We start from the raw sequence: 23,349 nt of genomic DNA, 5'->3' as shown, positions 1-23,349 counted from the left end.
GCGAAGATTCTTTTTTAGTGTTCTTTTATTTTTACACTTGGTTTAAAAAGGGAAAAATATTGACTCTTCCTTTCTCTTTTTTCTTTTGCTAGAACACTTAATAAAAGCGAGTTATCTATATAATTCACATCTTTTTCTAGTGCGCTTTGCATTCCAGATAACATCATGTATACAGCTAAAATAACGATAGTGAAAAATAAAACAGGGCCGAATGCTACCCAAGGTAAAACATTTAAAAATTGATGATTGTGCCCAAGTAATACAAGTGTACCAGCAATGTTAAATGAAATGGTTCGAAATAGTGCTAAATGCAGTAATAAAACTAAAGTTTGCAGCAGTTGTTGATTAATCCAAATGAAAATTTTGGGCGTAAGAAAGGGTTTTAAATGGATCTTGCAAATGTGAAAAAAACTACCTCCTAGTGTTTTAGAACTTATCACAAATTCATTTTGTAGTAATAAACGAATTTCATTACTGAAAAGTTGTACTAAATTTGGTACGCTAATAAAAATTAAAACCGAAATCATATAAGTAAGCCACAGATGTTCTTCATCTGGAGATACAAACATTACAGGTGATAATAAAAAAATCGCTAATAAGGTGGTAGGAACGTATTGGAATGTTTCGAATAGAACATCTAAAAAGCGTACATATCGATAAAAATATGCATGAAGAACACCGAATATAAGTGAAAAAACAATCCGAAAAAAGCTAATAATCACTGCATAAAATATGGGTGTTTTTGCATCATAGAGAGTCCGAATTAAAACATCATCCCCCTCTTGATCAACACCGAGAGGATGAGAAAAAGATGGCGGTGCTGGAGCTGTACTAGTTAGTTTACCATCGACATATTGATAAGGAGGTACAGGTTTGATTTTTCCTGCGTCTACTTTCTCTTTCGTAATATAACTTGAAATAATAATAGTTACTAAAATAAAAAGACCGATTAAAAATCGTATATTAAAAACTACCTTTTTAAGCATGTAAATCCCTTCTTCCTGGTAAAATGCGTTTTAATAGTTCAAAGGAGAGATAGAATGGAATTGTTAAAAATAATATACTTACCGTAATAATTTCCGGTGTTTGGTGCATAATTAAAAATTTAAATAAGCCGTAGGAATTAAATAAATACTCCAGTACAATCATATTGGAAATCATAAATAAAAAAATAGATTTTGCATTATAAAAGATGGAGAGTAAGGCGTTGATAAGCACGTGTTTATATAAAATGTAAAACGGTTTTAATCCTTTTGCGACCGCAACGTTTATATAATCCTTTTGTAGCTCATCATTATAATTTAATAGGAAAATTTTGTATAAGTAAATAATCGGTAAAATACTCAGTGTTAATATCGGTAACAAATATGTTTTTTCTTGCATAGTAGAAAAAGGTACTGTAACGAGTAAATTCGTATTTTTATAAATCCAAATGACAAATAACTGTACACAGACGACAAAAAATAAGTCTGGCAATGATTCTAGTACGTGTAAAGTTTTAAGGATAAGAGATTGAATGCGTTTAGGAAAGTAAAATGTAAGTATGGTAAAAGTAGTAGAAAGGAATACGGCGATAAGGAAGGCACAAATCATAATAGTTAATGAATGCGTATATGATTCTAATAAATATGGAAAAAGATCACGATCTGGCGACTGAGTACCAGCATTGCTAATTTTATAAGTAATACCTGTAGGGTGGAACAAAGAAGAAATAACATTTGATATCGAATCTAAATAGTTACTAAAATTTAATTGTAAAGTTGGTGTTGGCGGCATGGCTAACGCTCTTGATGCACTTGGAGATGTACCAAAAAACAATTGTGGCAAAGAACAAATCGCAATAATACCAAAGATGATGAAAAATGAGCGGATAATAAAAAAACATCCATTCTTTAAAAGTGACATAACATATTTTCTCCTTATATTTTATTTGTAAATATTTTCTATATAAACCTATAAAAATCCTTTTCGACAAAATAATTAATATATACCTTGACAGTAACAAATATAACCGATATACTTCATATTAATTTCAAAAGAAAATATATTCTAAATATTAAAATGTGTTGAATAGGAGTAGTAAGGTCATGTATTTGTGCAGAGAGCTATGGGTTGGTGCGACATAGTCAAATGACATCCTGAACTCGCCTAGGAGCAGTAAGGTGGAACGGAATCACATTCTTAGTAAATCTTAACGGTTAACCTTCGATATTAGGTTTGTAATCAAACGATTACTACTAAGGTGGATTCATAATGGAATCAATAAGGGTGGTACCGCGTTAAGTAAATGGCTTAGCGTCTCTTTATATAAAGAGATGCTGGGCCATTTTTTATTTTATAGAAAAAGAAATGGAGGGTTTATTTGGATTGGTTTATAAAATTTAATTATTTATATAAAAAGATTTAATTGGGAGGAAAATAAGATGAAACAGACGGAGCAATGGACTTCGAAATTAGGTTTTATAATGGCAGCAGCAGGATCAGCAATTGGACTTGGCGCAATATGGAAGTTTCCTTATATCGCTGGAAAGAGCGGGGGAGGAGCATTCTTTTTAATCTTTATATTATTTACTGTATTAATTGGACTACCACTACTTATTGCTGAATTTATGATTGGACGCAGTACACAGAAACAAGCAGTTGGAGCATTTAAAAGTATCGCACCAAATACAGGATGGCACTGGATTGGACGTCTTGGCGTTGGAACTTGTTTTATATTGTTATCTTTTTATAGCGTTGTAGGTGGATGGGTTTTAATTTATCTCTTCCGAGGAGTAACAGGACAACTTATTACTCCGGGACAAAATTACGGTTCGTTATTTACTGAAACAATTGGAAATCCCGTTTGGGCTATTATGGGCCATTTCGCTTTTATGTTCATAACGATATGGGTTGTATCAAAAGGTGTACAAAACGGAATTGAAAAAGCAAGTAAATATATGTTACCAGCGTTGTTCGTATTATTTGTCGCTCTTATTATTCGTTCATTAACACTTGATGATGCGATGCAAGGTGTGAAGTTTTTCTTACAGTCAGATTTCTCAAAAATTACTTCAGAAAGTATTTTGTTCGCAATGGGGCAATCATTCTTTGCGATTAGTATAGGGATTTCGATTATGGTTACGTATAGCTCGTATTTAAATAAAAAAGAAAGTTTACCAAAATCGGCAGTTACGATTGTTGGATTGAATTTATTCGTTTCTTTATTTGCGGGACTTGCTATATTTCCGGCAGTATTTTCATTAGGAATGGAGCCAACAGAAGGACCGGGATTACTATTTATCGTATTACCATCTGTATTTAGTCAAATACCATTCGGTGGACTCTTCTTAACAGTATTTCTTGCGTTATTTACATTTGCGACATTAACATCGGCATTTTCTCTACTAGAAACGGTCGTTTCAGCATTAGCAAATGGTGAGCAGGAAAGAAGAAATAAACTATCATGGATCATCGGTTTCTGCATTTTCTTAGTGGGTATACCATCTGCGTTATCATTTGGAGTATGGAGTGATATTACGATTTTTGGGAAGAATATTTTTGATGCAGTAGACTTTTTATCTAGTAATATATTAATGCCACTTGGAGCATTGTTTATCAGTATTTTCGTATCATTTAAAATGGAGAAGAAAGTGCTAGAAGCAGAATTTTTTGTAGGTGGAAATTACGGAAAGAAAATATTTACTTGTTGGGCATTCTTACTTCGATTTATAGCTCCACTTGCAATAATTATCGTCTTTTTAAATGTAATAGGGATTATTTAGGGTTAAATGTTATAATATTCAGTAAAAAATGAGGTGATGATTATAAAGACGAATTTGATTGAAGTTGGGAAATACATGAACATTAGAGGGAAAAAACTATACGTTGAAACACATGGAAGTCCTAAAAATAAACCAGTATTATATTTGCACGGTGGACCAGGAGAGAGTTGCTATGATTTTTCATTTCATCAAGCGGAACGATTAAAAGATTCCTTATATGTAATTATGATAGATCAAAGAGGGGTTTGTCGTTCAGAAGAAATTACTGAAGAAGAATCGTTTGGATTAAGTGATTTAGTTGAAGATTGTGAGGAACTAAGAAAACTATTACAAATTGAGAAATGGTCTGTAATTGGACATTCTTTCGGTGGATATTTAGCATTGCTATATGCGTCGATATATCCAAATTCAATAGAGAAAATAATATTTGAAGGGCCGACTTTTGATTTTGCATTAACAAGTAAATCCCTCTTACAAAAGACAGGGAATTTATTAAAGAAGTATGGAAAAGAAGTGGCTGCAGAAGAGTGTTTTACTTATTCATCTAGTAATGCTAGTTCAGAAGAGTTGCTAGAAGCTTATATAAGATTAAGTGATGAATTAAAAGAAAATCGAATGGAGATTTATGAAAATAAGGAGGATAAAACTGACTATAGTTTATATAGTGATGAAGAGTGGGGAGAATTTGCAAGACGTTCAGAGATTCACTTTAGAAGATTAAAAGATGAGGGAGAGATTTATAAATCGTTTCTATTAAAACTGCAAGAAGTGAAAAATCCGATGCTGCTAATTGTAGGAGAACATGATGTAGTAACGTGTGAAAAGCAAATTGAAGTATTTAATCGAGATACTCGAAATGGTAAGTATATCGTGTTTGAAGAGAGTGGTCATACACCACATTATGAAGAAGCAGACCGCTTCGCTGAAACAGTCATTCATTTTTTGAATTGAAAAAGGAAAGGGTGCTTCTAATAATGAGAAGCACCCTCTTTAAATCTCTGGATAAGTGATTGTAATGTTGGGCCATTTGCTTTGCCAATTCTTTTTCATAACTCTTTTTTTGTACATATGTATTCGTTCTTTCGTTTCAAGAAAATGAAGTGTAGGTTTCACTTGTAATGAAAGTACATCTTCTATTCCGCACGGGGATGTTAATATGACATTATTTTTCTCGTCTAATGAAACACCAAGGGCGGTTGCTGTTTCAGGGAATTTAGAAATAGCATCAACAGAAGAAGAGTATGGTGGCATTCCATTCACTACATGCATACGAGCTTGATTCTTAACCGACCAAGGTATAGAATCATCCAAATTTGTCAGTTCCTTTTCTAATGATTGTTCGTATGCCTCATCTTTATGAAAAGTGTCAAAATAAATAACATCAACGTCTGGTGTAGCTGTTCTTACTTCGTAGTTATGTAATGTATCCCAAATTTTAGAACGAACAAATCCAGCGCAAATCCACCAATCAGGTAGCTCTAGTGATTTTGCCATTTGTAATACGTCCATCATCCATTTGTCGTTTTTTATTAAGCGAATTATATCTTGCTCTGTTTTTATATTCATTGATAAATTCACCTTTCTAGTAAATTAATGCATCAGTTCAATAATCCATAAAATCCAGTAAGCACCTGGTACAAATAGTAGTTGTGCTAATAATGTGCCGAGAAGTCTAGAAATCATAAGCCAACCATACATTTTACTCATTGCTTCAGCACCCTTTTCTGATTGTAAAGCACGTTCTGTTAAAAGGGCAATGCGTGGATCTAGTAGCACTGTTAATAAAATGGTAGCAAAACCATTAACAAGGCCAGAAGCTGTACTTGCATTTGTTGCGTAATCTGGGTTTAAAAAGGAAGCGTAAAGGGCTGAAAGGACACCCGCTGTATAAATTGCAGTAGCAAACATGTTGATAAGCATAATACGCTTTGGGATACCACCGATCCTCATTCGATGAATCATTTCGAATTTGGGGAAGCGTACATATTTTTTTGTATACTTTAATTTTTGAATGTTATTCGTCTTCATCATTCGAATGAATGAACCATCTGTTTCAAAGTTTTGAATGACGTATCCAAATAGCTTTGTCAAAGTTGGATAGAGTATAATCGCGAGCAATGTACCGACAGAAGCAGATAATAGAACAAGCCGTATAATATGCTCTAAATTAATAGAAGAATCTAGTTTTGCTTCATCGACAATACCACCGATTAAAAAGGCTTGTAGTAAGTTAGATGTTCTTGAAATAAGCAGTACCATTCCTACGACAGATAAGGCAACGGCAATCTTTTTTAAACGTACACCAGCTAATCGAATACTATAAGAGCTAGTTTCAACTGCGTGGATAACAATTGTGAAAGCCATTATAAAAATTAACGTAATTGACATTTGATTCACCAGTTTCTATTAAATTAATTATAACTTTTTCACTTTATCATATCTTTTGTGATTTTGTAACTGAAAGTATAAGGGTTAGAAAAAACAATTTTCTGAAAAGTTAAATGGTGATATTATAGTAAAGGTGTAAGTAGGAGAATGGCCTTAATGGGGTACATATAAAATCAGTGGGGGAATGAAATATGTATACAACATTTCTATTTGATTTAGATGGAACATTAACTGATCCGAAAGAAGGGATTATAAATTCTGTTCTATACGCGTTAGAAAAAATCGGGATTGAAGAAGTAAATATAAGCGAGTTAGATTCATTTATCGGCCCACCAATACAACAATCTTTTGTAGATAGATATAATATGAATGAAATAGAAGTAGAACGAGCAGTGTTTTACTTTCGGGAATATTTAAAGCAAAGTGGTTTATTAGAGAATAAAGTATACGATGGAATTCCAACCCTATTGCAAGAATTAAAGGATGCTGGCAATCGTTTGTTTGTAGCAACTTCAAAGCCTACTGTATTTGCGAAACAAGTAATAGAGCACTTTCAGTTAACATCTTTTTTTGAAGAGAATGTTGGGAGTAATTTAGATGGGACAAGAATAAAAAAGGAAGAAATAATTGCTCATATTTTACAAACAAATGAAGAACTTTAAAAAGAAGAAATTGTGATGATTGGTGATAGAAAGCATGACGTAATCGGTGCGAACAGTAACGGAATTGCTTCAATAGGTGTATTGTATGGATATGGTAATGAGAATGAATTGAGTGATGCTAGGGCGATTCATATAGTGAAAGATGTCGAAGAGTTACAAAGCTTTTGTATAGAGAATAGTGCGGTAAAATTATAGAAATAGAACCTAGAAATCCCTTTATAACATATGACGATGAAATCATTTTTGTTTAAAGGGATTTTACATATGTAATCGAATACTTATAATTAGACATTTTTAGCATGAAAAATTTGTAATAAAAAGAGGAGGGATGTCATGAAATAAAAGGGTGCGAAATACTAGTAAAAGTTCGTTGTTAAAAGATTGAATTTTCAGTTTAAAAGGAGGGTTATAATTGGAGCTAGTTATTATTTTATTAGCACTTAGTTTACTCATGTTTGTAGCATATAAAGGATTTTCTGTAATATTATTCGCGCCGATTTTTGCATTATTTGCGGTATTTTTAACAGAGCCTAGTTTTGTATTACCTTTCTTTTCTAATATTTTTATGGAGAAAATGGTAGGATTTATTAAACTATATTTCCCTGTGTTTTTACTTGGAGCAATATTTGGGAAAGTAGTAGAAATGTCAGGAATCGCTGATTCCATCGCAAAGACGATTGTAGAGTTAGTTGGAGAAAAACGTACAATTTTAGCGATTGTTTTAATGGGAGCTATTTTAACGTATAGCGGTGTTAGTGTGTATGTAGTGGTGTTCGCTATATTTTCGTTTGCGGCTAAGTTGTTTCGACAAGCGGATATTCCAAAGCGTTTAATTCCTGGCACAATCGTTCTTGGAGCAGCAACATTTACAATGGATGCGCTTCCTGGATCACCACAAATTCAAAATGTAATACCTACAACTTTTTTTAAAACTGATATTTATGCAGCACCGATACTTGGTATTTTAGGAGCAATCTTTGTTCTAACGTTAGGTTTACTTTATTTAGAGAGTAGGCGTAAGAAGGCAAAAGCAGCAGGAGAAGGGTATTTTGGTTTTAATGTTGGAAATTCTGAAATGGCAGCATCTTTACAATTAGAACAAAAAGATATGCCGATACTAAGCGGTATTGAAATTACAAGAGTACAGCAAGTAATTGCGTTTGTACCACTTATTTTAGTAGGTGTAATGAATAAAGTTTTCACAATCATGATACCAAAGTGGTATCCAAATGGTTTTGATTTCTCAGCAATCGGTATGAAAGCATTTGGAAAAGTAGAATTAAGTGCGGTAGTTGGAATTTGGTCTGTAGAATTGGCACTTATTATTGGGATTTTATCAACGCTTTTATTATATTGGAAACGAGTAGTAACTGGATTTCAAGCTGGATTGAATACAAGTATTGGTGGAGCGCTACTTGCAACAATGAATACAGGCGCGGAGTTTGGATTTGGTGGTGTTATTGCAGCACTTCCAGGCTTTGCAATTATGAGAGATAGCATCTCTGCAACTTTCACGAATCCATTAGTAAATGGGGCAGTAACAACGAATATTTTGGCTGGTATTACTGGTTCAGCATCAGGAGGAATGGGGATTGTTTTAAGTGCGATGGGAGATAAATTTATTGCAGCGGCCAATCAATATGATATTCCGTTAGAAGTTATGCACCGCATTGTATCAATGGCATCAGGCGGAATGGATACATTACCACATAATGGGGCAATTATTACTATTCTAACGGTAACAGGATTAACACATAAACAGTCATATAAAGATATATTTGCTATTACAATTTTGAAAACGGTTGCTGTATTTTTAGTCATCGCGTTCTATACTTTAACAGGAATCTATTAATAAATAGTTAATAGATGAAAAGAAAAGATTTATCAAATTGATATTTTATATAATAAAATATTCAATAGAAATAGAAGGGGTGGAGTACTTGCAAGAAGTTGCTGAATTTCGTATGCCGAAGTCTGTATTATATGGGAGAAATTCGCTTGAAAAATTAGGGGAGCAATCAAAAAAGTTAGGGAAACGTGCTTTTATAGTTAGTGATTCAATTATGGAGAAATTAGGGTATATTGAAAGTTGTTTGAAGCAATTAAATGCGAAAGGGATTACAGCTATTACGTATAATAAAGTGAACGCTGAGCCTACAAATTTACACGTATTAGAAGCGCTATCTATTTGTAAAGAAGGAAAATGTGATTTTATTATCGCTATTGGCGGTGGAAGTTGTATTGATGCTGCGAAAGCAGTAGCAGTGTTACATACAAACGGTGAAGAAATTGAAGATTACGTACAAAAGGATGTGGAAATAGAAAAAGATCCGCTGCCACTTATCGCAATTCCAACAACCTCAGGCACTGGATCGGAAGTAACAAGTGTCACAGTAATTACGAGTAAAACAACGGATGTGAAAATGATGGTGAAGCATCCGAGCTTTATCCCGCAAGTGGCGATTATAGACCCAATTTTAACATGTTCGTTACCACCTCAAATTACTGCAGCAACAGGAGTAGATGCATTATGCCATGCGATTGAAGCATATATTTCTAAAGTTTCACAACCACTAACAGATGTGCTCGCTCTTTCAGCTATTGAAAGTATAATGAAATATTTACGTATTGCATATGAAGATGGGGATAATATGGAAGCGAGAGAAGCACTGATGATTGCTTCATTACAAGCTGGAATTGCTTTTTCAAATGCTTCCGTTACATTAGTCCATGGTATGTCCCGGCCAGTAGGAGCATTATTTCATGTGCCACATGGAATATCGAATGCAATACTATTACCTACAGTTCTAGAGTTTACAAAAGTGAGTGCAGTAAAAAGGTTAGCTGAAGTAGGACGTAGCTTAAATAAAGATTTGTATTCGTATTCTGATGAAGAAGTGGCGAACTATACGATTGCTGAAATTAAAAAACTGTGCTTTGATCTTCATATTCCAAATTTAAGAGAATACGGAATTGATGAAGTTGAATTTGAAAATGCTATTTCTAAAATGGCGAAAGATGCTATTGCAAGTGGTAGTCCAAGTAACAATCCACGAGTTCCATCTTATGATGAAATAAAAGAGCTCTATCGAAAATGTTTTGATTATCAATATGAGATAACCACAAAGGTTATTTTCTGAATATTCTATGATTATTTCCGCGGAAATGAAAAAGAATTATTATAAATGTAATAGTTAAGTTAATTGGAGGAAGATTATTTTTTTATAGGATATAAATATTATTTATTATGTATAAATTATAGTATAAATTGAGCGTTTTAAAATATTATTTTGAAGGAGAATATATGAAATTAATAGGTCTTATTGGCGGTATGAGCTGGGAATCATCTACTGAGTACTACAAAATGATAAATGAAGAAGTAAAAATGAGATTAGGTGGATTGCATTCAGCAAAATGTCTACTTTATAGCGTTGACTTCGAAGAAATTGAGCGATATCAATCTGAAGGGGATTGGGATAAAGCGGGAGAGGTATTGGGAAATGCAGCTTCTTCTTTGGAGAAGGGGGTGCTGATTTTATAATCATTTGTACAAATACAATGCATAAAGTTATTAAGCATGTAAAAAATAGAATCAGTATTCCAATATTACATATTGCTGATGCAACAGCGAAGGAAATAAAACAACATGGGATTCAATCAGTTGGTCTACTTGGGACAAAATACACGATGGAACAGGATTTCTATAAATTACGTATAGAAGAAAATGATATAAGAGTAATTGTACCGAAAGAAGAGGATAGAGAGAGAGTAAATAAAATAATATATAACGAATTATGCTTAGGAAAAATAAACCCACAATCAAGGGATTATTTTAAAAGTGTAATGGAAGATTTGGCACAAAGAGGAGCAAAGGGCATTATATTAGGGTGTACGGAAATAGGGCTATTAGTAAAACAGGAAGATTCAATAGTTCCTTTATTTGATACAGCCCGCATACACGCTATTGAAGCTGTAAATATAGCCTTACAAGATAGGATATAATTTTATTATGTAAACAATATTCGTATATGTGGAAAACATTCAGAAAATATTTTATAATGTAAGTGGTTACATTTAAGGGGGAATGCGGATGTTTTCAGTTCAACCAATCGCATTTGTACATAATGAAAGAACGGAAATAGTAGATGATGATTGGGGAGAAATAAGATCACTTATTACTTTAAGAGATTCGTTTGCAGAGGAAAGTATACAAGGGATTGAAGATTTTTCTCATATTGAGGTTATTTTCTATTTTCATAAAGTAACAGATGAACAAATTCAGTATTCTGCTAGACACCCTAGAAATAATAGTGATTTTCCAAAGGTAGGGGTTTTTGCACAACGTGGAAAAAATCGTCCGAATCGACTAGGAGCAACAATTGTTAAAGTGATAAGAAGAGATGGAAAGACAATTGTTGTTGAAGGATTAGACGCAATCGATGGCACGCCTATTTTGGATATAAAGCCAGTTATGAATGAATTTATACCGAGAGAAGAAATAAAACAGCCTGAATGGGCAACGGATATTATGAAACAATATTGGAAGGGGAATAAAGTAAAATGAGAATATATGAAGCAACAATTGCAGATTTAGACGGACTAGCATCTGTTTTTAATAACTATCGCGTATTTTATCGACAAGACTCCGATATTGAAGGAGCAAAAGCATTTTTACGAAATCGAATTGAGCGAAAAGAATCAGTCATTTTTGTAGCGGTGGAAGACGGGGAATACATTGGTTTCACACAATTATATCCATCATTCTCATCTATTTCGATGAAGGAATTATGGATATTAAATGACTTATTTGTACAAGCGAAGAAACGCGGGGCGGGAACGGGTAAAAAATTGTTAGAAGCTGCTAAAGCGTTCGCTTTAGAAAATGGTGCAAAAGGTTTAAAGCTACAAACAGAAATTGATAACTTATCAGCACAGCGATTATATGCTGAAAATGGATATTTGAGAGATAATCGTTATTTCCATTATGAATTAACTTTTTAAACTAATCTATAAAAGCTCGGCCTACTTTTTTCGTAGGTTGAGCTTTTATTATTTTTCATACCTTTTGGCATTTAGGAAAAGAATAGTCAAAAGGAGAAAGATATGAGGAAAATATATGAAATAATTGTAATGACTTTATTAATTTTTCAAGTATATCCATTGCATTCTGTTTATGCCAAGGAGCAACAATTGAAGCATAAACTTATTAAAGAAACTTTACTGTTAACATTAAATCATGAAATAGAAAAAACTATTTTTAATTATTATGGAGAAGTGAAGCAGTATTCTTTATATGATACTGAAATTGTAAATATTGAAAAAGTGAACGGGACATTTATTATAAAGATGAGGGTTCATACATTTAATGATGCTCACAATCCACCGTACGGGAAAGAAACGATTACTTTTAAGATGGATGGTGAAGGAGTCAGCGTCATTTCATTTCAGCATGAAGGAGATGAGTGGGAAAAGAAAATAAATACATTTTATAATAGGGTCATTTTTGAAATAGCGAGGGCTTTTAATTTGCAATTGGAAACATATAAAAAATATAATAACGAGCAACTTCTTTATAAGGCGGATCAGCAGAATAATTATAAATCACTTTCGAATAGTATAGTAAGGATTACAACTGAAATTTTGAAGGCAGATATTTCTTCACCATATAAAAATATAATTACGCCTATAAGTTTTGTTAAAGGAAATCAAGGTTACATTCTTTTTAAAAGAGCTGATGGACGAAATGTAGTATACACTGTGGAAAAAGAAAATGATGAGTGGAAAGTGGTCGAAATTAACTATAAAACAGGTAAGAAGTTAGAGAGGGAGCTTCTTTGGTATATGTAATTTTAATAGAGGATAAATGAGACGCTTTCAAAGTGAAGGCGTCTCATTTAATTTATACCATCATTGATTTAATATCCAATTCGTAGCATCCTCAAAGTTTTCTGCAATGTAATTCGGCTCAATATGTGCCCATTTATCTCGGTACGTATGTAAAGCGTCATATCCAGCGCCAGTTTGAACTAATATTGTTGTTGCATTTACTTTTGCACCAGCAACAATATCAGTTCAGCGATCACCAATTACAGCACATTTTGTTAAATCAAGCCCCTGTTTTTCCGCTGCTTGCAGGAGCATACCTGTGCTCGGTTTGCGGCATTCACAGCCATCACCATGTCTATGAGGACAAAGGTAAATATCATCAAAACCAAACCCTTTTAATTCTTGCACAAAATCATTCGCAGCTGCTTTTCCATCCGCGATACCTGGTTGATTCGTAAAAGAGAATAGTTTAATATTTTGAGCTTTTAACTTTTGTAAAGATGCCTTTGTAAAAGGAAATAATGTGAAAGAACCTGGATAATGTATTGTAGTATCACCGCCAATTGTTCCGTCACGATCAATGAATATTGCTTCAATGTTTGTCATAGTTATAGTCCTTTCTTTGTACCAGTAGTTTAAAAATGTTTTACAAATCGATACCCATTTACTTCATAGCCCAATTTTTCATAGAAGGGGTGTGCTTCTTTTCGGTTCATTCCACTAACAAGCCAAGTACCAATACAGTTATGCTCTTTTGCTAATTGTTCTGCGTAGTCCATTAACACTTGTCCAATACCTTTACGACGTATTGTAGAATCAACACTAATAATTGAAATCTCTCCATAACGAGTTACATCTTCTAAATTCTCACGTATGCGAAATCCTAGTAATCCCAAAATAGTATTCTCTTCTTCATATACATATAAAAAATCAAAAGGACTCATTTTTACGAATTGTAAACGATTGTTCATATCTTCATTAGAGATAGAGGACCCTTTTAATTCTTTTGTAAGAGAACAAAGTGAATCTATATCATCTATAGTCGCTTCACGAATTTGAACTGACATATGATAAACCCCATTTACTTTAAAATCTTCAAACATTAAATATTCTGTTAAAGTGTGTTTTTTCCTGCTACCGAAACAAACATTTTAGAAATGATATAATACTATATTAAGAGGGATATGTTATCATTTTCCTTGATTGTATTGTAAATGGAAAGAAGGGGAATGTATGCTAGAAGTGAATATTCGCTCAGCCGGATATGAAGTAGGTGAAAAGACAGTTCACGATATTGCATTTGCAATTGAAAAAGGAGAGTTAGTTGCTCTTATTGGCGCAAATGGTGCAGGAAAGAGTACGACAATTAAGTCGATACTCGGTCTACTTGTCAATATGGATGGTGAAATTTCGTTTGGTGAAAAGAAAAATCCATATGCATATGTACCGGAGCATCCCACTTATTATGATTATCTAACTTTATGGGAGCATATTGAATTGTTAATGGCTGCTCGTGGAAATGAAGTAGGAAATTGGGAGGCTAAGGCAAGGGAATTATTACATACGTTTCGAATGGAAAAACATATACACGAATACATATCAAAGTTTTCAAAAGGTATGAAACAAAAATCGATGCTTATATTAGCATTTTTAACAGAGCCAGATTTTTATATTATTGATGAGCCTTTTATCGGTTTAGATCCAGTAGCTACGAAAGAATTTTTGAATTACTTATATAAAGAAAAAGAGCGAGGAGCCGGAATTTTACTTTGTACGCACGTACTGGATACAGCTGAAAGAATTTGTGAAAGATTTTTACTCATTTCGCAGGGTACGTTAGTAGCAGACGGGCATTTAGAGGCGATACAATCGTTAGCAGAAATGCCAGGAAGTACACTGTTAGATTGTTTCGATGCAATTGTAAGGCGGGAACAACATGATTAAACATCAGTTTAATAAGAGGTTACGTCATGAATTGCAAAGAAAATGGAAGGCGATTCGTTCTGTAACAGATTGGACAGTAGCATTATATATTATTATTCCAGCAATTATATTTGCAGGGATCTACTATCGTTCACTATGGATGAAAGAATTGTCGATGGAAGAGACCGTTTATTTTGGCTTAGGTTTACTCGCGTTTTATTTTGTTACATTTTCAAGAGGAGTTCGCTCATTTTTTGAACAAGCAGATAGCTTATTTTTAATTTCGTACCCAAATCATATGCGAAAATTAATGAAGATTGGCATTATATATACATTAATTCGGATTGCAATAACGAACGTATGTATAGTATTCATTATGTTACCTATATTGATGAAAAGTATGGGAGCAACAATTATACAAATTATACTGTTTTGGATTTTCTTTACTGTTTTTCGATTTATGCTATCGTTGTTGACGAGATTCATAAATGTACGTGTGGGGAAACGATGGGTTTTATTGATTATAAAAGATGTTATATTTTCTTTAAGTTTAGTCTATTTTGGAATCAGTGTATTTTTCATTTTTAAAAATCCATTGTATTTCATATTATTTACCGGCCTAGTAGCTGTACTTACTGTAGTCTTAGTAAAAGAAAAGATGAATTATAAAAATTTCTTTTTTAAAGAAGTTGAGAAAGAAAAAGAAGAAAGTATGCGCTGGACTGTAGGGATTATGCAAGTTGGTGGTCATGCAGCTAAACCAAGTAGTTCGAATAAAAAACCGTGGATGTTCCCTCGGTCTAAAAAGATATTAGGAAAAAATTCTGATTCGCGTATTGTAGAATCTTTTTTAAAAGAACTTTTGCGTACAAGTAGTGCTTTAATGTTTTATGTTCAAATTGTATGTATAAGTACTGTAAGTATTATCGTGACTCCGCAGTGGATAACAGCTATTATTCTTGTATTTGCTATAGTTGCTATTTCTCGCTATGCGCGTGATTATTGGAATGAATTTACGAAGAAAATGTTTCTACATTTATATTGTGACGAGGGAGAATTACTATTATTAAGATGGAAGGCGGATCGTTATTTGCTCCTTCCAGTCGTATTTATGTACGGAACAGTCATCCTCTCACAGTTTTATTTATTGCCAGCAGTAATTATTGGAGTTATTTTTATAGTATTCATTGGTTGGATTGTATTTTTACCATAGAAAAGGAGCCGGAAAGGGCTCTTTTTCTAGTCTGTAACACACTGATAAATAAAATATACTAAAACGAGTATGCTTGCGGCGGAGTACATGACATCTAAAGTCATCTGATCGCCTCCTCATTGTTGTTGTATTTATAGTGTATGAAATCTTACAATTTCATATTCAAGTGAAAAATATGTGAACGTTAACAAATTTGTAAAGTGCAAAAATTACAATCATTTTGTATAATAGAAGAAACAACCGTTATATAAAATATAATGAGTGAAAGGGGAGGGAACATAAATGCCAAATTGGTTTAGAAAAACCTTAGTCGCATTAATTACCGTATTTACGTTTGGTTTAGTGACGCCTCCTTCCATATTACTTGATAATGCCAAAGCTGCGGACAAGCCTACGAGCACAGCTGGGCAACAAAATTTGGAGAGTACGTCCTATACATATGAAGAAACGAATGATAGGTTAACCACCGATACTTTTGTTAACTATGCGATGCAAGAAGCAGAGAAGCAATCTATGCAAAAATTCGGCTCTAAAATTGGGCCTGTAATTGAAGATGAATTTAAAGATGTTGTATTACCTAAAATTGAAGAGGCAATTGCGGAACTTGCAAATGATGTGCCAGAAGAATCGTTGCAATCATTAGCGATTTCTCAAAGACCAGCTGGCGGAAATAATGAAAAGATTTTTCATGTTTATGACACGAAATCAGGAAATGACTTACTGCGATTTCATGTGAGGAGAGATCATCCACCGCAAGATGGATATTATTTTAATTTCCATTATCATCGTTTTGATGATGGATACTCAGGACACCATGAGTTAGGAAATATTTATTGGAATACGAATGTACCGCCGAAATGGTTGTCTTAATGAAGAACAAGAGAAAATCTTGTTCTTTTTTTATGTGTATGAAAGGGTAAGACATTTATGTTGTTGAATAACATAGGTTTAGGAAAAAAAACAAAGGGAGTATGGGAATGCAAAAATACATTGTTTTTGACTTTGATGGCACATTAGTAGATTCACAAAATATATTTGTACTAATTTATAATCAACTTGCTGAAAAGCATGGATATAAGACAGTTAGTGAGAAAGAGATTGAGCCTTTACGAAAATTGACTATTTCTGAAAGATGTAAAAAACTCGATGTACCACTTTATAAACTTCCTATATTGGCGCTAGAGTTTTATAAATTATATCAACCTGCCATAAAAGATCTCGTTTTATTCCATGGGATGAAGGATGTATTAGATGAATTACATAAAAAAGGCTACGGGATCGCGGTTATATCTTCGAACTCAGAAGAGCATATTAGGGCATTTTTACATAATAATGGCATAGAAAATATTCAAGAAGTGTATTGTTCTAAAAATTTGTTTGGTAAAGATAAAATGATAAAAAGATTTTTAAAGTCGAAAAAGCTAACAGAACAAGATATGTTGTATGTCGGTGATGAACAACGTGATATTGCAGCTTGTAAAAAAGCTGGTGTGAATGTCATTTGGGTTTCGTGGGGGTATGACGTAATTGAGACGGTAAAAGGAGACGCGCCAGATTATATGGTTAATACGCCAGGGGAAATTGTGCAAGTAGTACAGGCGGCACATTCTTAATATAAATAAACTTTGAGCAGGTATTCATCATATTGAATTTTGGGTAGCAAAGTTTCTTGCTGGTAATAAGGTGAAGGTTATACGTGGTCCTATTGAAATGAATCATCATTCGGACGTCTACTTTATAATATAAAAAGGGGGTGGACTATTGAAAACCAGGCAAGGAAAATATGAAGAAATAAAATTACGCGATAGAATTCCAGGAATGGTTGAATATATAGAGGATACAATGTTACCTACTGGTTTTCACTATTATATTCCTCCTCACTGGCATAGAAGTATTGAAATTAGCCTAGTCGTATATGGAGAAGTTTTCTTGTATGTGAATGGGCAAAAAAAGAAAGTATCCGCTGGCGAATTTATTTTTGTGAATAGTGGAGATGTTCATGAATTCGAAAAAGTTGAAAATACAAGTTGTGCAGTAATGATGTTAATTATTTCTTATGAATTTCTTAAAGAGGTAAATGGAGATCTTGATAAATATAGATTTAATATAAAAGAATCAGTTGTTCAGAAAACTAACCTCCAGCAAATATTTTATGAATTAAAGGAGTTAGTCACAAATTCTGATGATTTAAGTTACATAAAAATTAATAGTTTAATTTATGAAATTGTTTATATTCTATTGCGATATTGCAAAGATGGAGAGAGTATAGACAATAATTATCAACTTGGAAATAAACAGAAAGAAATAATTACGTATATTTATAAACATTATGATGAAGAACTTAAACTGAAAGATGTAGCTAAACATTTTTTTGTAAGTGAAGAACATTTTTCACGTATGTTCAAAAAATCTTTCGGATCAAATTTCACCACTTTTTTAACGAGATACAGGCTCTATAAAGCTTATGAAGATATTATTAGAAGTACAAATTCTATACAAGATATAGCAATAAAACATGGATTTCCAAATGTGAAATCATTTATTTCACAGTTTAAAGAGAAATATGGATATACACCATTACAGTATAGGAAAAATATCATATCAAAAAATGACAATAATCGAATCAAATATGAACAACAATAAAAAAACGTTCCATGTTACATTTTGTACATGGAACGTTTTTAATTTAGTGATAGCAGATGAAGTAAGATTCAAATGTGATTTATATAATTCGAATAAATGAAAGCGCTTAAAATAAGAGAGGATGAATACTGGATGACTAGAAAGTATGACTTAGACCTTTTAGGGAAAATTCAAGAAAAACAAGAAACTATCAACGTACAGGGGGCAAAAGTTGTAGTAAAAAACATACCAGATTGCGATGAAAAAGGGGCTATGGATTCACGCCTTTATAAGGACACAAAGGTTCAAATGAATGTAATGAGGTTTATGCCTAAAAATATGATGAAAATGGATGCTTCTGAAAAATCAGTAAAGAATATGCGAAAACAATTTAATGGTATTAAAAGTGTTCCCATTGTCACTAAAGACATTAATATTATGCATAAAACTGTTAAAGCAGAAAATGGATTTGATATTCCGGTAAGAATTTATAATAGTATTTCTAAACGAGAGAATGCACCAATTTTATACTTTATTCATGGCGGAGGATTTATGGCAGGATCACCAGATGTGGTAGAAGAACTTGTGAAATTGATAGTAGAGAAAACAGATATACTAGCCGTTTCTGTGGATTATCGATTAGCTCCGGAAAATCCTTTTCCAACTGGGCATACAGATTGTTACACTACTTTAAAGTGGATTTATGAGAATGCTGACACATTAGGCGGTGATAAGAATAATATCTTTGTTGCTGGTGATAGTGCAGGAGGTAACTTAACGCAGTATTGTACTACTAGAGATATGGAAGATGGTAGAAATCTCGTTAAGGGACAACTACTTCTATATCCTACACTTAATATGTGTGACTATGAAGATGAATTTTATTCTTGGAGTATAGACAAATATGAAATTGCTCCTAAGTATAAAAAAGGATTAGAAAAAATGCTTAATATAATGCATTCAATGGTTGGGGGTATGTCAGAAGTACTTGGTACGAAAGAAATTAATTCTAAGTATTTAAGTCCATATGTTGATGTATCCCCAGACTATCCAAGTACATTTATTACGGTAGGAGAGCATGATTTTTTAATGATAGAATGTTTAGCGTATGCAGCTAAATTAACTAAAAAAGGAGTTGATACTGAAACAGTTCTTTATCGTGGTTTAGGGCACGCTTATGGAGATAATGTAGGTGTCTATCCTCAAAGTGAAGATTTAGCAATTGAGATGGGGAATTTTATATTAAAACATAGTGGGAAGTAGGAGGAATGATGAAAAATAGAAAAGTGATATTAATTTCAAGTTTCGCTATTTTATTATGTATCTTTGCATTTACAGACCTACAGATATCCCATAGTCTATATGAACCAACTAATAAGATCGCTCTTTTTTTACAAGCTATAGGAGAAATTCCAGCAATGCTTATTGCCTTATTTTCTAGTATGTATTTATTTAAAGCTAGAAAGAATAAAGGTTCAAGAGGGTATTATCTATCTGGAATTGGCTATGGAGTAATCATTCTTTTGTTCGCTTTTGCAGCTGCATTTATGCTAGTACATTATTTAACTATTTCAAAATTATTGATTCCAATTTTTATGCTTTGTTTTATTGTAACTTGTTATATGATTTCTAAATCATGGAGTAAATATGATGATGCAAGATTGAGAGATATTGCATTAGTTGGATTATTAAGTGTAGTTATTGTGTTAATTACATTTAATCTAATAAAACTAGGATGGGGTAGAGAACGCTATCGGCATATGATTTCTATTGGATCTTTTGAAGGGTTTTCAAAATGGTTTATACCTCAAGGAATTGCTAAAAGTGATGAGTTTATGTCATTCCCTTCAGGCCATAGTGCTAATGCAGCGTTGGTCATTTGGTTTAGTTTATTACCAGAATATTTTGCTTCACTGAAAAGAAAAAAAATAGGTGTTTGGATTCTCATTCTTTTATGGATGATACTAGTACCAATGAGTCGTATTATGGTAGGAGCTCATTTTGCTTCAGATGTTACAGCTGGAGTCGCTATTTCAGTTACTGTTTTTATGTGTTTGAAAAAATTGATTTGGAAGGATAAGAAAAATAAACGCATCAATAATAATGATGTTCTTCCACATTCATTGAATCGGTGATAAGAAAGTCTTTTCCTTTGAGGGAATATATAATAATTAATGCATGGCTTGTCCATTAAGCTGTTTTGATAAATAAGTTAGCATTTGGGTTATTCTCATTTTATTTATTAAATTCAATAATTGGATTATAGGTTGCAGGATGTATTTCTAATTCCAAAATAATAGAGGGAAGCGCAATCTTCCCTCTATTAAATTAACTATTTAATTTTCGTAAATGTAAGGGGTTGAGTACTTAACATTGCAGGTACATGTAATTGAAGAGCCGGGAATTCACCATTTACATTCATATCATAAGCGAATAAAAGCCCCATCTTCATTTGGAACAAACTAATGGATGTTGAGAAGATGTCGTAATGATGGTGCTGTAGTTTAATTTCCGTATCCATGAATTGTACATGTAAGGAATCATCTTGTTTGTATATTTTCAGTGTTCCATAAGCAGGGTGCTCAAAAGTTCCAGCGTAGTGATCTAATGTATGAGAAGGGATAGTCCCATTTATTGCTTCAGGAAGTGATTCAGTTGCCTCTTTCATCATTTCTTTCATTTTTTCACTATCTTCTATAGCACGTTCATGCCAGTCGATATATTCTAGTCCGAGAAGTTCGTCGTAAATATGTTTTGTAATATAAGTAGGGAGTAAAGTTTGCCCGGAATTTGTTAGTACGATAATACCGATATTTTCGTTTGGCATAAATGACGCAAGTGCAGAAAATCCATCAATATTACCACCGTGATGAATAAGTTTATAACCACGGTAAGCGCTAATAAACCAACCTAGTCCGTAGCTATTTAATGGTGATTCACTCGTTGATAACATTGGCTGATCCGGTATTGGAGTATGCGGTGTATACATTTCTTGGAGTAGTTCAGTAGAAATCAAATCATGATTTTCTGTTTTTCCTGCATTTAAATGCAGAAGTACCCAATTTGCCATATCTTCAATAGTAGAGTTTATACATCCAGCCGCTCCAACCGTATCGATATTTCGGAATGGAATTTCTTTTATTTCACCATCATCTTCAGCGTAAGGTAAAGCATAATCATCTGTATTTTGTGAGTCTGTAACAGAGAAGTTTGTATGCCTCATATTTAAAGGTTCTAAAATATGTTCTGTAACGTATTGCTCCCACGTTTGATTCGTAATGTTTTCCACAATATAACTAATGGTCGCATACATTAAGTTGTTATAAAGAAATGCTGTGCGGAACGGTGCATCAAGTGATAAATGTTTTATTTTTTCTACGATATCTTTTCGAGATAAGGAAGAGCTGTACCAAAGAGCATCGTGACGACTTACCCCAGTACGATGAGAAGCTAAATCTCGTCCTGTAACTTGCGAGTTAGCGAGCATATCGGAGAAAGAGAAGTTAGGTACGTAAGTTTGGACAGGAGTATCCCAATTAAACTTTTTTTGCTGTGCTAATAAGCTTAATGAAAGTGTACCGAATGCTTTCGTTGCGGAACCGATTGCGAATCGTGTCTGCGGAGTAACAGCCTCTTTTTTCTCTATGCTACGATAACCGAAACCTTCAGAAACAATGACCTCACCATCTTTTATAACAGCTATAGCAGCGCCAGGAACGTGTAAATCCTTCATCATCTTCTCAACCTTATGTTGTAACGTACTTAAAACAGGAGTTTTGATTTTAGACATGCCTCCAACCTCCAAATATAATTTTTATGTTCCGCACTATACTTTCTGTAATAGAAAAGTGAAAACCTTTTTTAATATTGAAAGTTAATAATTTTGTAAGAAATATTGAAAGAATTTTTATTAATTTGGATTATTAAATTCGCTGTTTTTCATGTTATGATAAATCTCATATAAGATTGAAAGAAGGTTTTCCTACATATGAAACATGCTGAATATGAATACTTAAATTTATGCCGTCATGTAATGGAGCACGGTACGAAGAAAGAAGATCGTACGGGAACTGGTACTGTATCTGTATTTGGATATCAAATGCGTTTCGATCTAAGTAAAGGATTTCCTTTATTAACGACAAAGAGAGTCCCATTTCGCCTTGTAGCAAGTGAACTGCTTTGGTTTATGAAAGGTGATACAAATATTCGTTATTTATTGCAACATAATAATAATATTTGGAATGAATGGGCTTTTAAGAGCTGGGCAGAAAGTGACGAGTATAATGGTCCCGATATGACAGATTTCGGTCTTCGCTCTCAACAAGATGAGGAATTTAAGAAGCAATACGATGAGCAAATGGAATTGTTTAAAAAGAACGTTCTAGAAGATGATGATTTTTCGAATAAATATGGTTATTTAGGAGACGTATACGGAAAGCAGTGGCGTGCTTGGAAAACGACAGCTGGTGAGACACTTGATCAATTAAAAGATGTAATTGAAATGATTAAGAAAACACCAGATTCACGCCGCCTAATTGTTTCTGCTTGGAATCCTGAAGATGTACCAAGTATGGCATTGCCACCTTGTCATACGCTATTCCAATTTTATGTAGCAGATGGAAAACTTTCTTGTCAGTTATATCAAAGAAGCGGTGATATTTTCCTTGGCATTCCATTTAACATTGCAAGCTATTCACTTCTAACACATTTAATTGCACATGAATGTGGTCTTGAGGTAGGAGAATTTGTTCATACAATTGGTGATGCGCATATTTATACAAATCATTTTGAACAAGTAGAAAAGCAGTTGGCACGTGAGCCACGTCCGTTCCCGAAACTTACATTAAATCCAGATGTGAAATCTGTGTTTGATTTTGAAATGGACGATTTAACAATAGAAGGATATGATCCACACCCAGCAATTAAAGCACCAGTTGCAGTATAATTGTAG

21 protein-coding genes, 3 pseudogenes and 1 other annotated feature are annotated in these 23,349 nt (G+C 33.3%); of the genes and pseudogenes, 17 read left to right on the top strand and 7 right to left on the bottom strand.

Going from position 1 to position 23,349, the window contains the following annotated elements:
• Positions 1–14: 14 nt before the first annotated feature.
• Both CQZ94_RS17415 and CQZ94_RS17410 read right to left on the bottom strand, forming a co-directional pair.
• Positions 15–986 (bottom strand): peptide ABC transporter permease, encoded by a 972-nt coding sequence (locus CQZ94_RS17415; protein ID WP_105586382.1) that lies wholly within the window; start codon positions 984–986, stop codon positions 15–17.
• Positions 979–1,905, bottom strand: coding sequence for an ABC transporter permease subunit (locus tag CQZ94_RS17410; RefSeq protein ID WP_105586381.1), 927 nt, complete (start codon positions 1,903–1,905; stop codon positions 979–981). Before CQZ94_RS17410 ends, CQZ94_RS17415 begins: the two co-directional genes overlap by 8 nt.
• Positions 1,906–2,057: 152 nt before the next feature.
• Positions 2,058–2,306: a binding site (T-box leader), on the top strand.
• Positions 2,307–2,423: 117 nt separating this feature from the next.
• Here CQZ94_RS17410 and CQZ94_RS17405 point away from each other — a divergent pair.
• Together CQZ94_RS17405 and CQZ94_RS17400 are read left to right on the top strand one after the other, a co-directional pair.
• Positions 2,424–3,764: a sodium-dependent transporter gene (locus CQZ94_RS17405; protein ID WP_105586380.1), complete on the top strand. Its 1,341-nt coding sequence runs from the start codon at positions 2,424–2,426 to the stop codon at positions 3,762–3,764.
• 36 nt (positions 3,765–3,800) lie between these two features.
• Positions 3,801–4,715 (top strand): alpha/beta fold hydrolase, encoded by a 915-nt coding sequence (locus tag CQZ94_RS17400; RefSeq protein WP_105586379.1) that lies wholly within the window; start codon positions 3,801–3,803, stop codon positions 4,713–4,715.
• Between the two features lie 39 nt (positions 4,716–4,754).
• Here the strand turns inward: CQZ94_RS17400 and CQZ94_RS17395 are convergent, their stop codons facing one another.
• Together CQZ94_RS17395 and CQZ94_RS17390 are read right to left on the bottom strand one after the other, a co-directional pair.
• The gene (locus CQZ94_RS17395) at positions 4,755–5,330 is read right to left on the bottom strand and encodes a nucleotidyltransferase family protein (RefSeq protein ID WP_105586378.1); all 576 of its coding nucleotides are present in this window, start codon (positions 5,328–5,330) and stop codon (positions 4,755–4,757) included.
• 24 nt (positions 5,331–5,354) lie between these two features.
• Positions 5,355–6,152: a lipid II flippase Amj family protein gene (locus CQZ94_RS17390; protein ID WP_071745224.1), complete on the bottom strand. Its 798-nt coding sequence runs from the start codon at positions 6,150–6,152 to the stop codon at positions 5,355–5,357.
• A gap of 191 nt (positions 6,153–6,343) precedes the next feature.
• Here CQZ94_RS17390 and CQZ94_RS17385 point away from each other — a divergent pair.
• The 7 genes and pseudogenes from CQZ94_RS17385 (at position 6,344) to CQZ94_RS17355 (ending at position 12,661) form a co-directional block, all read left to right on the top strand.
• Positions 6,344–7,009 (top strand): annotated as a pseudogene (locus tag CQZ94_RS17385) (HAD family hydrolase).
• A 217-nt stretch (positions 7,010–7,226) separates the two neighbouring features.
• Positions 7,227–8,666: a GntP family permease gene (locus CQZ94_RS17380; protein ID WP_105586377.1), complete on the top strand. Its 1,440-nt coding sequence runs from the start codon at positions 7,227–7,229 to the stop codon at positions 8,664–8,666.
• Between the two features lie 88 nt (positions 8,667–8,754).
• The gene (locus CQZ94_RS17375) at positions 8,755–9,954 is read left to right on the top strand and encodes an iron-containing alcohol dehydrogenase (protein WP_105586376.1); all 1,200 of its coding nucleotides are present in this window, start codon (positions 8,755–8,757) and stop codon (positions 9,952–9,954) included.
• A 164-nt stretch (positions 9,955–10,118) separates the two neighbouring features.
• Positions 10,119–10,816: pseudogene (locus CQZ94_RS17370) on the top strand (aspartate/glutamate racemase family protein).
• Positions 10,817–10,904: 88 nt separating this feature from the next.
• A complete protein-coding gene (locus CQZ94_RS17365; protein WP_105586375.1) occupies positions 10,905–11,378 on the top strand; it encodes an SAM-dependent methyltransferase in 474 nt (157 codons plus the stop codon).
• Entirely contained in the window at positions 11,375–11,815 is a 441-nt protein-coding gene (locus CQZ94_RS17360) for a GNAT family N-acetyltransferase (RefSeq protein WP_060750294.1), read from the top strand. Before CQZ94_RS17365 ends, CQZ94_RS17360 begins: the two co-directional genes overlap by 4 nt.
• A gap of 102 nt (positions 11,816–11,917) precedes the next feature.
• Complete coding sequence (locus tag CQZ94_RS17355; protein WP_105586374.1) at positions 11,918–12,661, top strand: DUF3888 domain-containing protein; 744 nt, start codon at positions 11,918–11,920, stop codon at positions 12,659–12,661.
• Positions 12,662–12,721: 60 nt separating this feature from the next.
• On the opposite strand, the pseudogene CQZ94_RS17350 reads toward CQZ94_RS17355, so the two are convergent.
• Both CQZ94_RS17350 and CQZ94_RS17345 read right to left on the bottom strand, forming a co-directional pair.
• Positions 12,722–13,246: pseudogene (locus CQZ94_RS17350) on the bottom strand (HAD-IIIA family hydrolase).
• A gap of 29 nt (positions 13,247–13,275) precedes the next feature.
• Positions 13,276–13,707 carry a GNAT family N-acetyltransferase gene (locus CQZ94_RS17345; protein ID WP_105586373.1) on the bottom strand — a complete coding sequence of 144 codons (432 nt, stop codon included), beginning with the start codon at positions 13,705–13,707 and terminating at the stop codon, positions 13,276–13,278.
• 166 nt (positions 13,708–13,873) lie between these two features.
• Here CQZ94_RS17345 and CQZ94_RS17340 point away from each other — a divergent pair, with 166 nt between their 5' ends.
• The 7 genes from CQZ94_RS17340 to CQZ94_RS17310 all read left to right on the top strand — a co-directional run bounded on the left by CQZ94_RS17340 (position 13,874) and on the right by CQZ94_RS17310 (position 20,533).
• Positions 13,874–14,584, top strand: coding sequence for an ABC transporter ATP-binding protein (locus CQZ94_RS17340; RefSeq protein ID WP_105586372.1), 711 nt, complete (start codon positions 13,874–13,876; stop codon positions 14,582–14,584).
• Positions 14,577–15,776 (top strand): ABC transporter permease, encoded by a 1,200-nt coding sequence (locus tag CQZ94_RS17335; RefSeq protein ID WP_105586371.1) that lies wholly within the window; start codon positions 14,577–14,579, stop codon positions 15,774–15,776. Before CQZ94_RS17340 ends, CQZ94_RS17335 begins: the two co-directional genes overlap by 8 nt.
• Positions 15,777–16,058: 282 nt before the next feature.
• Positions 16,059–16,646, top strand: a complete 588-nt coding sequence (locus CQZ94_RS17330; RefSeq protein WP_002031682.1) for a YpjP family protein — start codon at positions 16,059–16,061, stop codon at positions 16,644–16,646.
• Positions 16,647–16,753: 107 nt separating this feature from the next.
• Complete coding sequence (locus CQZ94_RS17325) at positions 16,754–17,389, top strand: HAD family hydrolase (RefSeq protein WP_142395860.1); 636 nt, start codon at positions 16,754–16,756, stop codon at positions 17,387–17,389.
• A gap of 148 nt (positions 17,390–17,537) precedes the next feature.
• Positions 17,538–18,419: an AraC family transcriptional regulator gene (locus CQZ94_RS17320; protein WP_105586369.1), complete on the top strand. Its 882-nt coding sequence runs from the start codon at positions 17,538–17,540 to the stop codon at positions 18,417–18,419.
• A 132-nt stretch (positions 18,420–18,551) separates the two neighbouring features.
• On the top strand, positions 18,552–19,661 hold the full coding sequence (locus CQZ94_RS17315) for an alpha/beta hydrolase (protein ID WP_105586368.1): 1,110 nt from the start codon (positions 18,552–18,554) through the stop codon (positions 19,659–19,661).
• 8 nt (positions 19,662–19,669) lie between these two features.
• Positions 19,670–20,533, top strand: coding sequence for a phosphatase PAP2 family protein (locus CQZ94_RS17310; protein WP_105586367.1), 864 nt, complete (start codon positions 19,670–19,672; stop codon positions 20,531–20,533).
• A gap of 197 nt (positions 20,534–20,730) precedes the next feature.
• Here CQZ94_RS17310 and CQZ94_RS17305 read toward each other — a convergent pair whose 3' ends face one another.
• The gene (locus CQZ94_RS17305; protein WP_105586366.1) at positions 20,731–22,188 is read right to left on the bottom strand and encodes a serine hydrolase; all 1,458 of its coding nucleotides are present in this window, start codon (positions 22,186–22,188) and stop codon (positions 20,731–20,733) included.
• Between the two features lie 198 nt (positions 22,189–22,386).
• Here CQZ94_RS17305 and CQZ94_RS17300 point away from each other — a divergent pair, with 198 nt between their 5' ends.
• Positions 22,387–23,343: a thymidylate synthase gene (locus tag CQZ94_RS17300; RefSeq protein ID WP_105586365.1), complete on the top strand. Its 957-nt coding sequence runs from the start codon at positions 22,387–22,389 to the stop codon at positions 23,341–23,343.
• Positions 23,344–23,349 lie beyond the last annotated feature (6 nt).

Origin of the sequence: Bacillus sp. MYb209, from assembly GCF_002975175.1 — a bacterium.
Classification (GTDB): Bacteria; Bacillota; Bacilli; order Bacillales; family Bacillaceae_G; genus Bacillus_A.
Note: the sequence above shows the minus strand (reverse complement) of the source record. Positions and strands in the feature narration are given on the sequence as shown.

Coding starts and splice junctions, on each gene's coding strand:
- CQZ94_RS17415 (WP_105586382.1), bottom strand. CDS start 986: ATGCTTAAAAAGGTAGTTTTTAATATACGATTTTTAATCGGTCTTTTT.
- CQZ94_RS17410 (WP_105586381.1), bottom strand. CDS start 1,905: ATGTCACTTTTAAAGAATGGATGTTTTTTTATTATCCGCTCATTTTTC.
- CQZ94_RS17405 (WP_105586380.1), top strand. CDS start 2,424: ATGAAACAGACGGAGCAATGGACTTCGAAATTAGGTTTTATAATGGCA.
- CQZ94_RS17400 (WP_105586379.1), top strand. CDS start 3,801: ATGATTATAAAGACGAATTTGATTGAAGTTGGGAAATACATGAACATT.
- CQZ94_RS17395 (WP_105586378.1), bottom strand. CDS start 5,330: ATGAATATAAAAACAGAGCAAGATATAATTCGCTTAATAAAAAACGAC.
- CQZ94_RS17390 (WP_071745224.1), bottom strand. CDS start 6,152: ATGTCAATTACGTTAATTTTTATAATGGCTTTCACAATTGTTATCCAC.
- CQZ94_RS17365 (WP_105586375.1), top strand. CDS start 10,905: ATGTTTTCAGTTCAACCAATCGCATTTGTACATAATGAAAGAACGGAA.
- CQZ94_RS17360 (WP_060750294.1), top strand. CDS start 11,375: ATGAGAATATATGAAGCAACAATTGCAGATTTAGACGGACTAGCATCT.
- CQZ94_RS17355 (WP_105586374.1), top strand. CDS start 11,918: ATGAGGAAAATATATGAAATAATTGTAATGACTTTATTAATTTTTCAA.
- CQZ94_RS17345 (WP_105586373.1), bottom strand. CDS start 13,707: ATGTCAGTTCAAATTCGTGAAGCGACTATAGATGATATAGATTCACTT.
- CQZ94_RS17340 (WP_105586372.1), top strand. CDS start 13,874: ATGCTAGAAGTGAATATTCGCTCAGCCGGATATGAAGTAGGTGAAAAG.
- CQZ94_RS17335 (WP_105586371.1), top strand. CDS start 14,577: ATGATTAAACATCAGTTTAATAAGAGGTTACGTCATGAATTGCAAAGA.
- CQZ94_RS17330 (WP_002031682.1), top strand. CDS start 16,059: ATGCCAAATTGGTTTAGAAAAACCTTAGTCGCATTAATTACCGTATTT.
- CQZ94_RS17325 (WP_142395860.1), top strand. CDS start 16,754: ATGCAAAAATACATTGTTTTTGACTTTGATGGCACATTAGTAGATTCA.
- CQZ94_RS17315 (WP_105586368.1), top strand. CDS start 18,552: ATGACTAGAAAGTATGACTTAGACCTTTTAGGGAAAATTCAAGAAAAA.
- CQZ94_RS17310 (WP_105586367.1), top strand. CDS start 19,670: ATGAAAAATAGAAAAGTGATATTAATTTCAAGTTTCGCTATTTTATTA.
- CQZ94_RS17305 (WP_105586366.1), bottom strand. CDS start 22,188: ATGTCTAAAATCAAAACTCCTGTTTTAAGTACGTTACAACATAAGGTT.
- CQZ94_RS17300 (WP_105586365.1), top strand. CDS start 22,387: ATGAAACATGCTGAATATGAATACTTAAATTTATGCCGTCATGTAATG.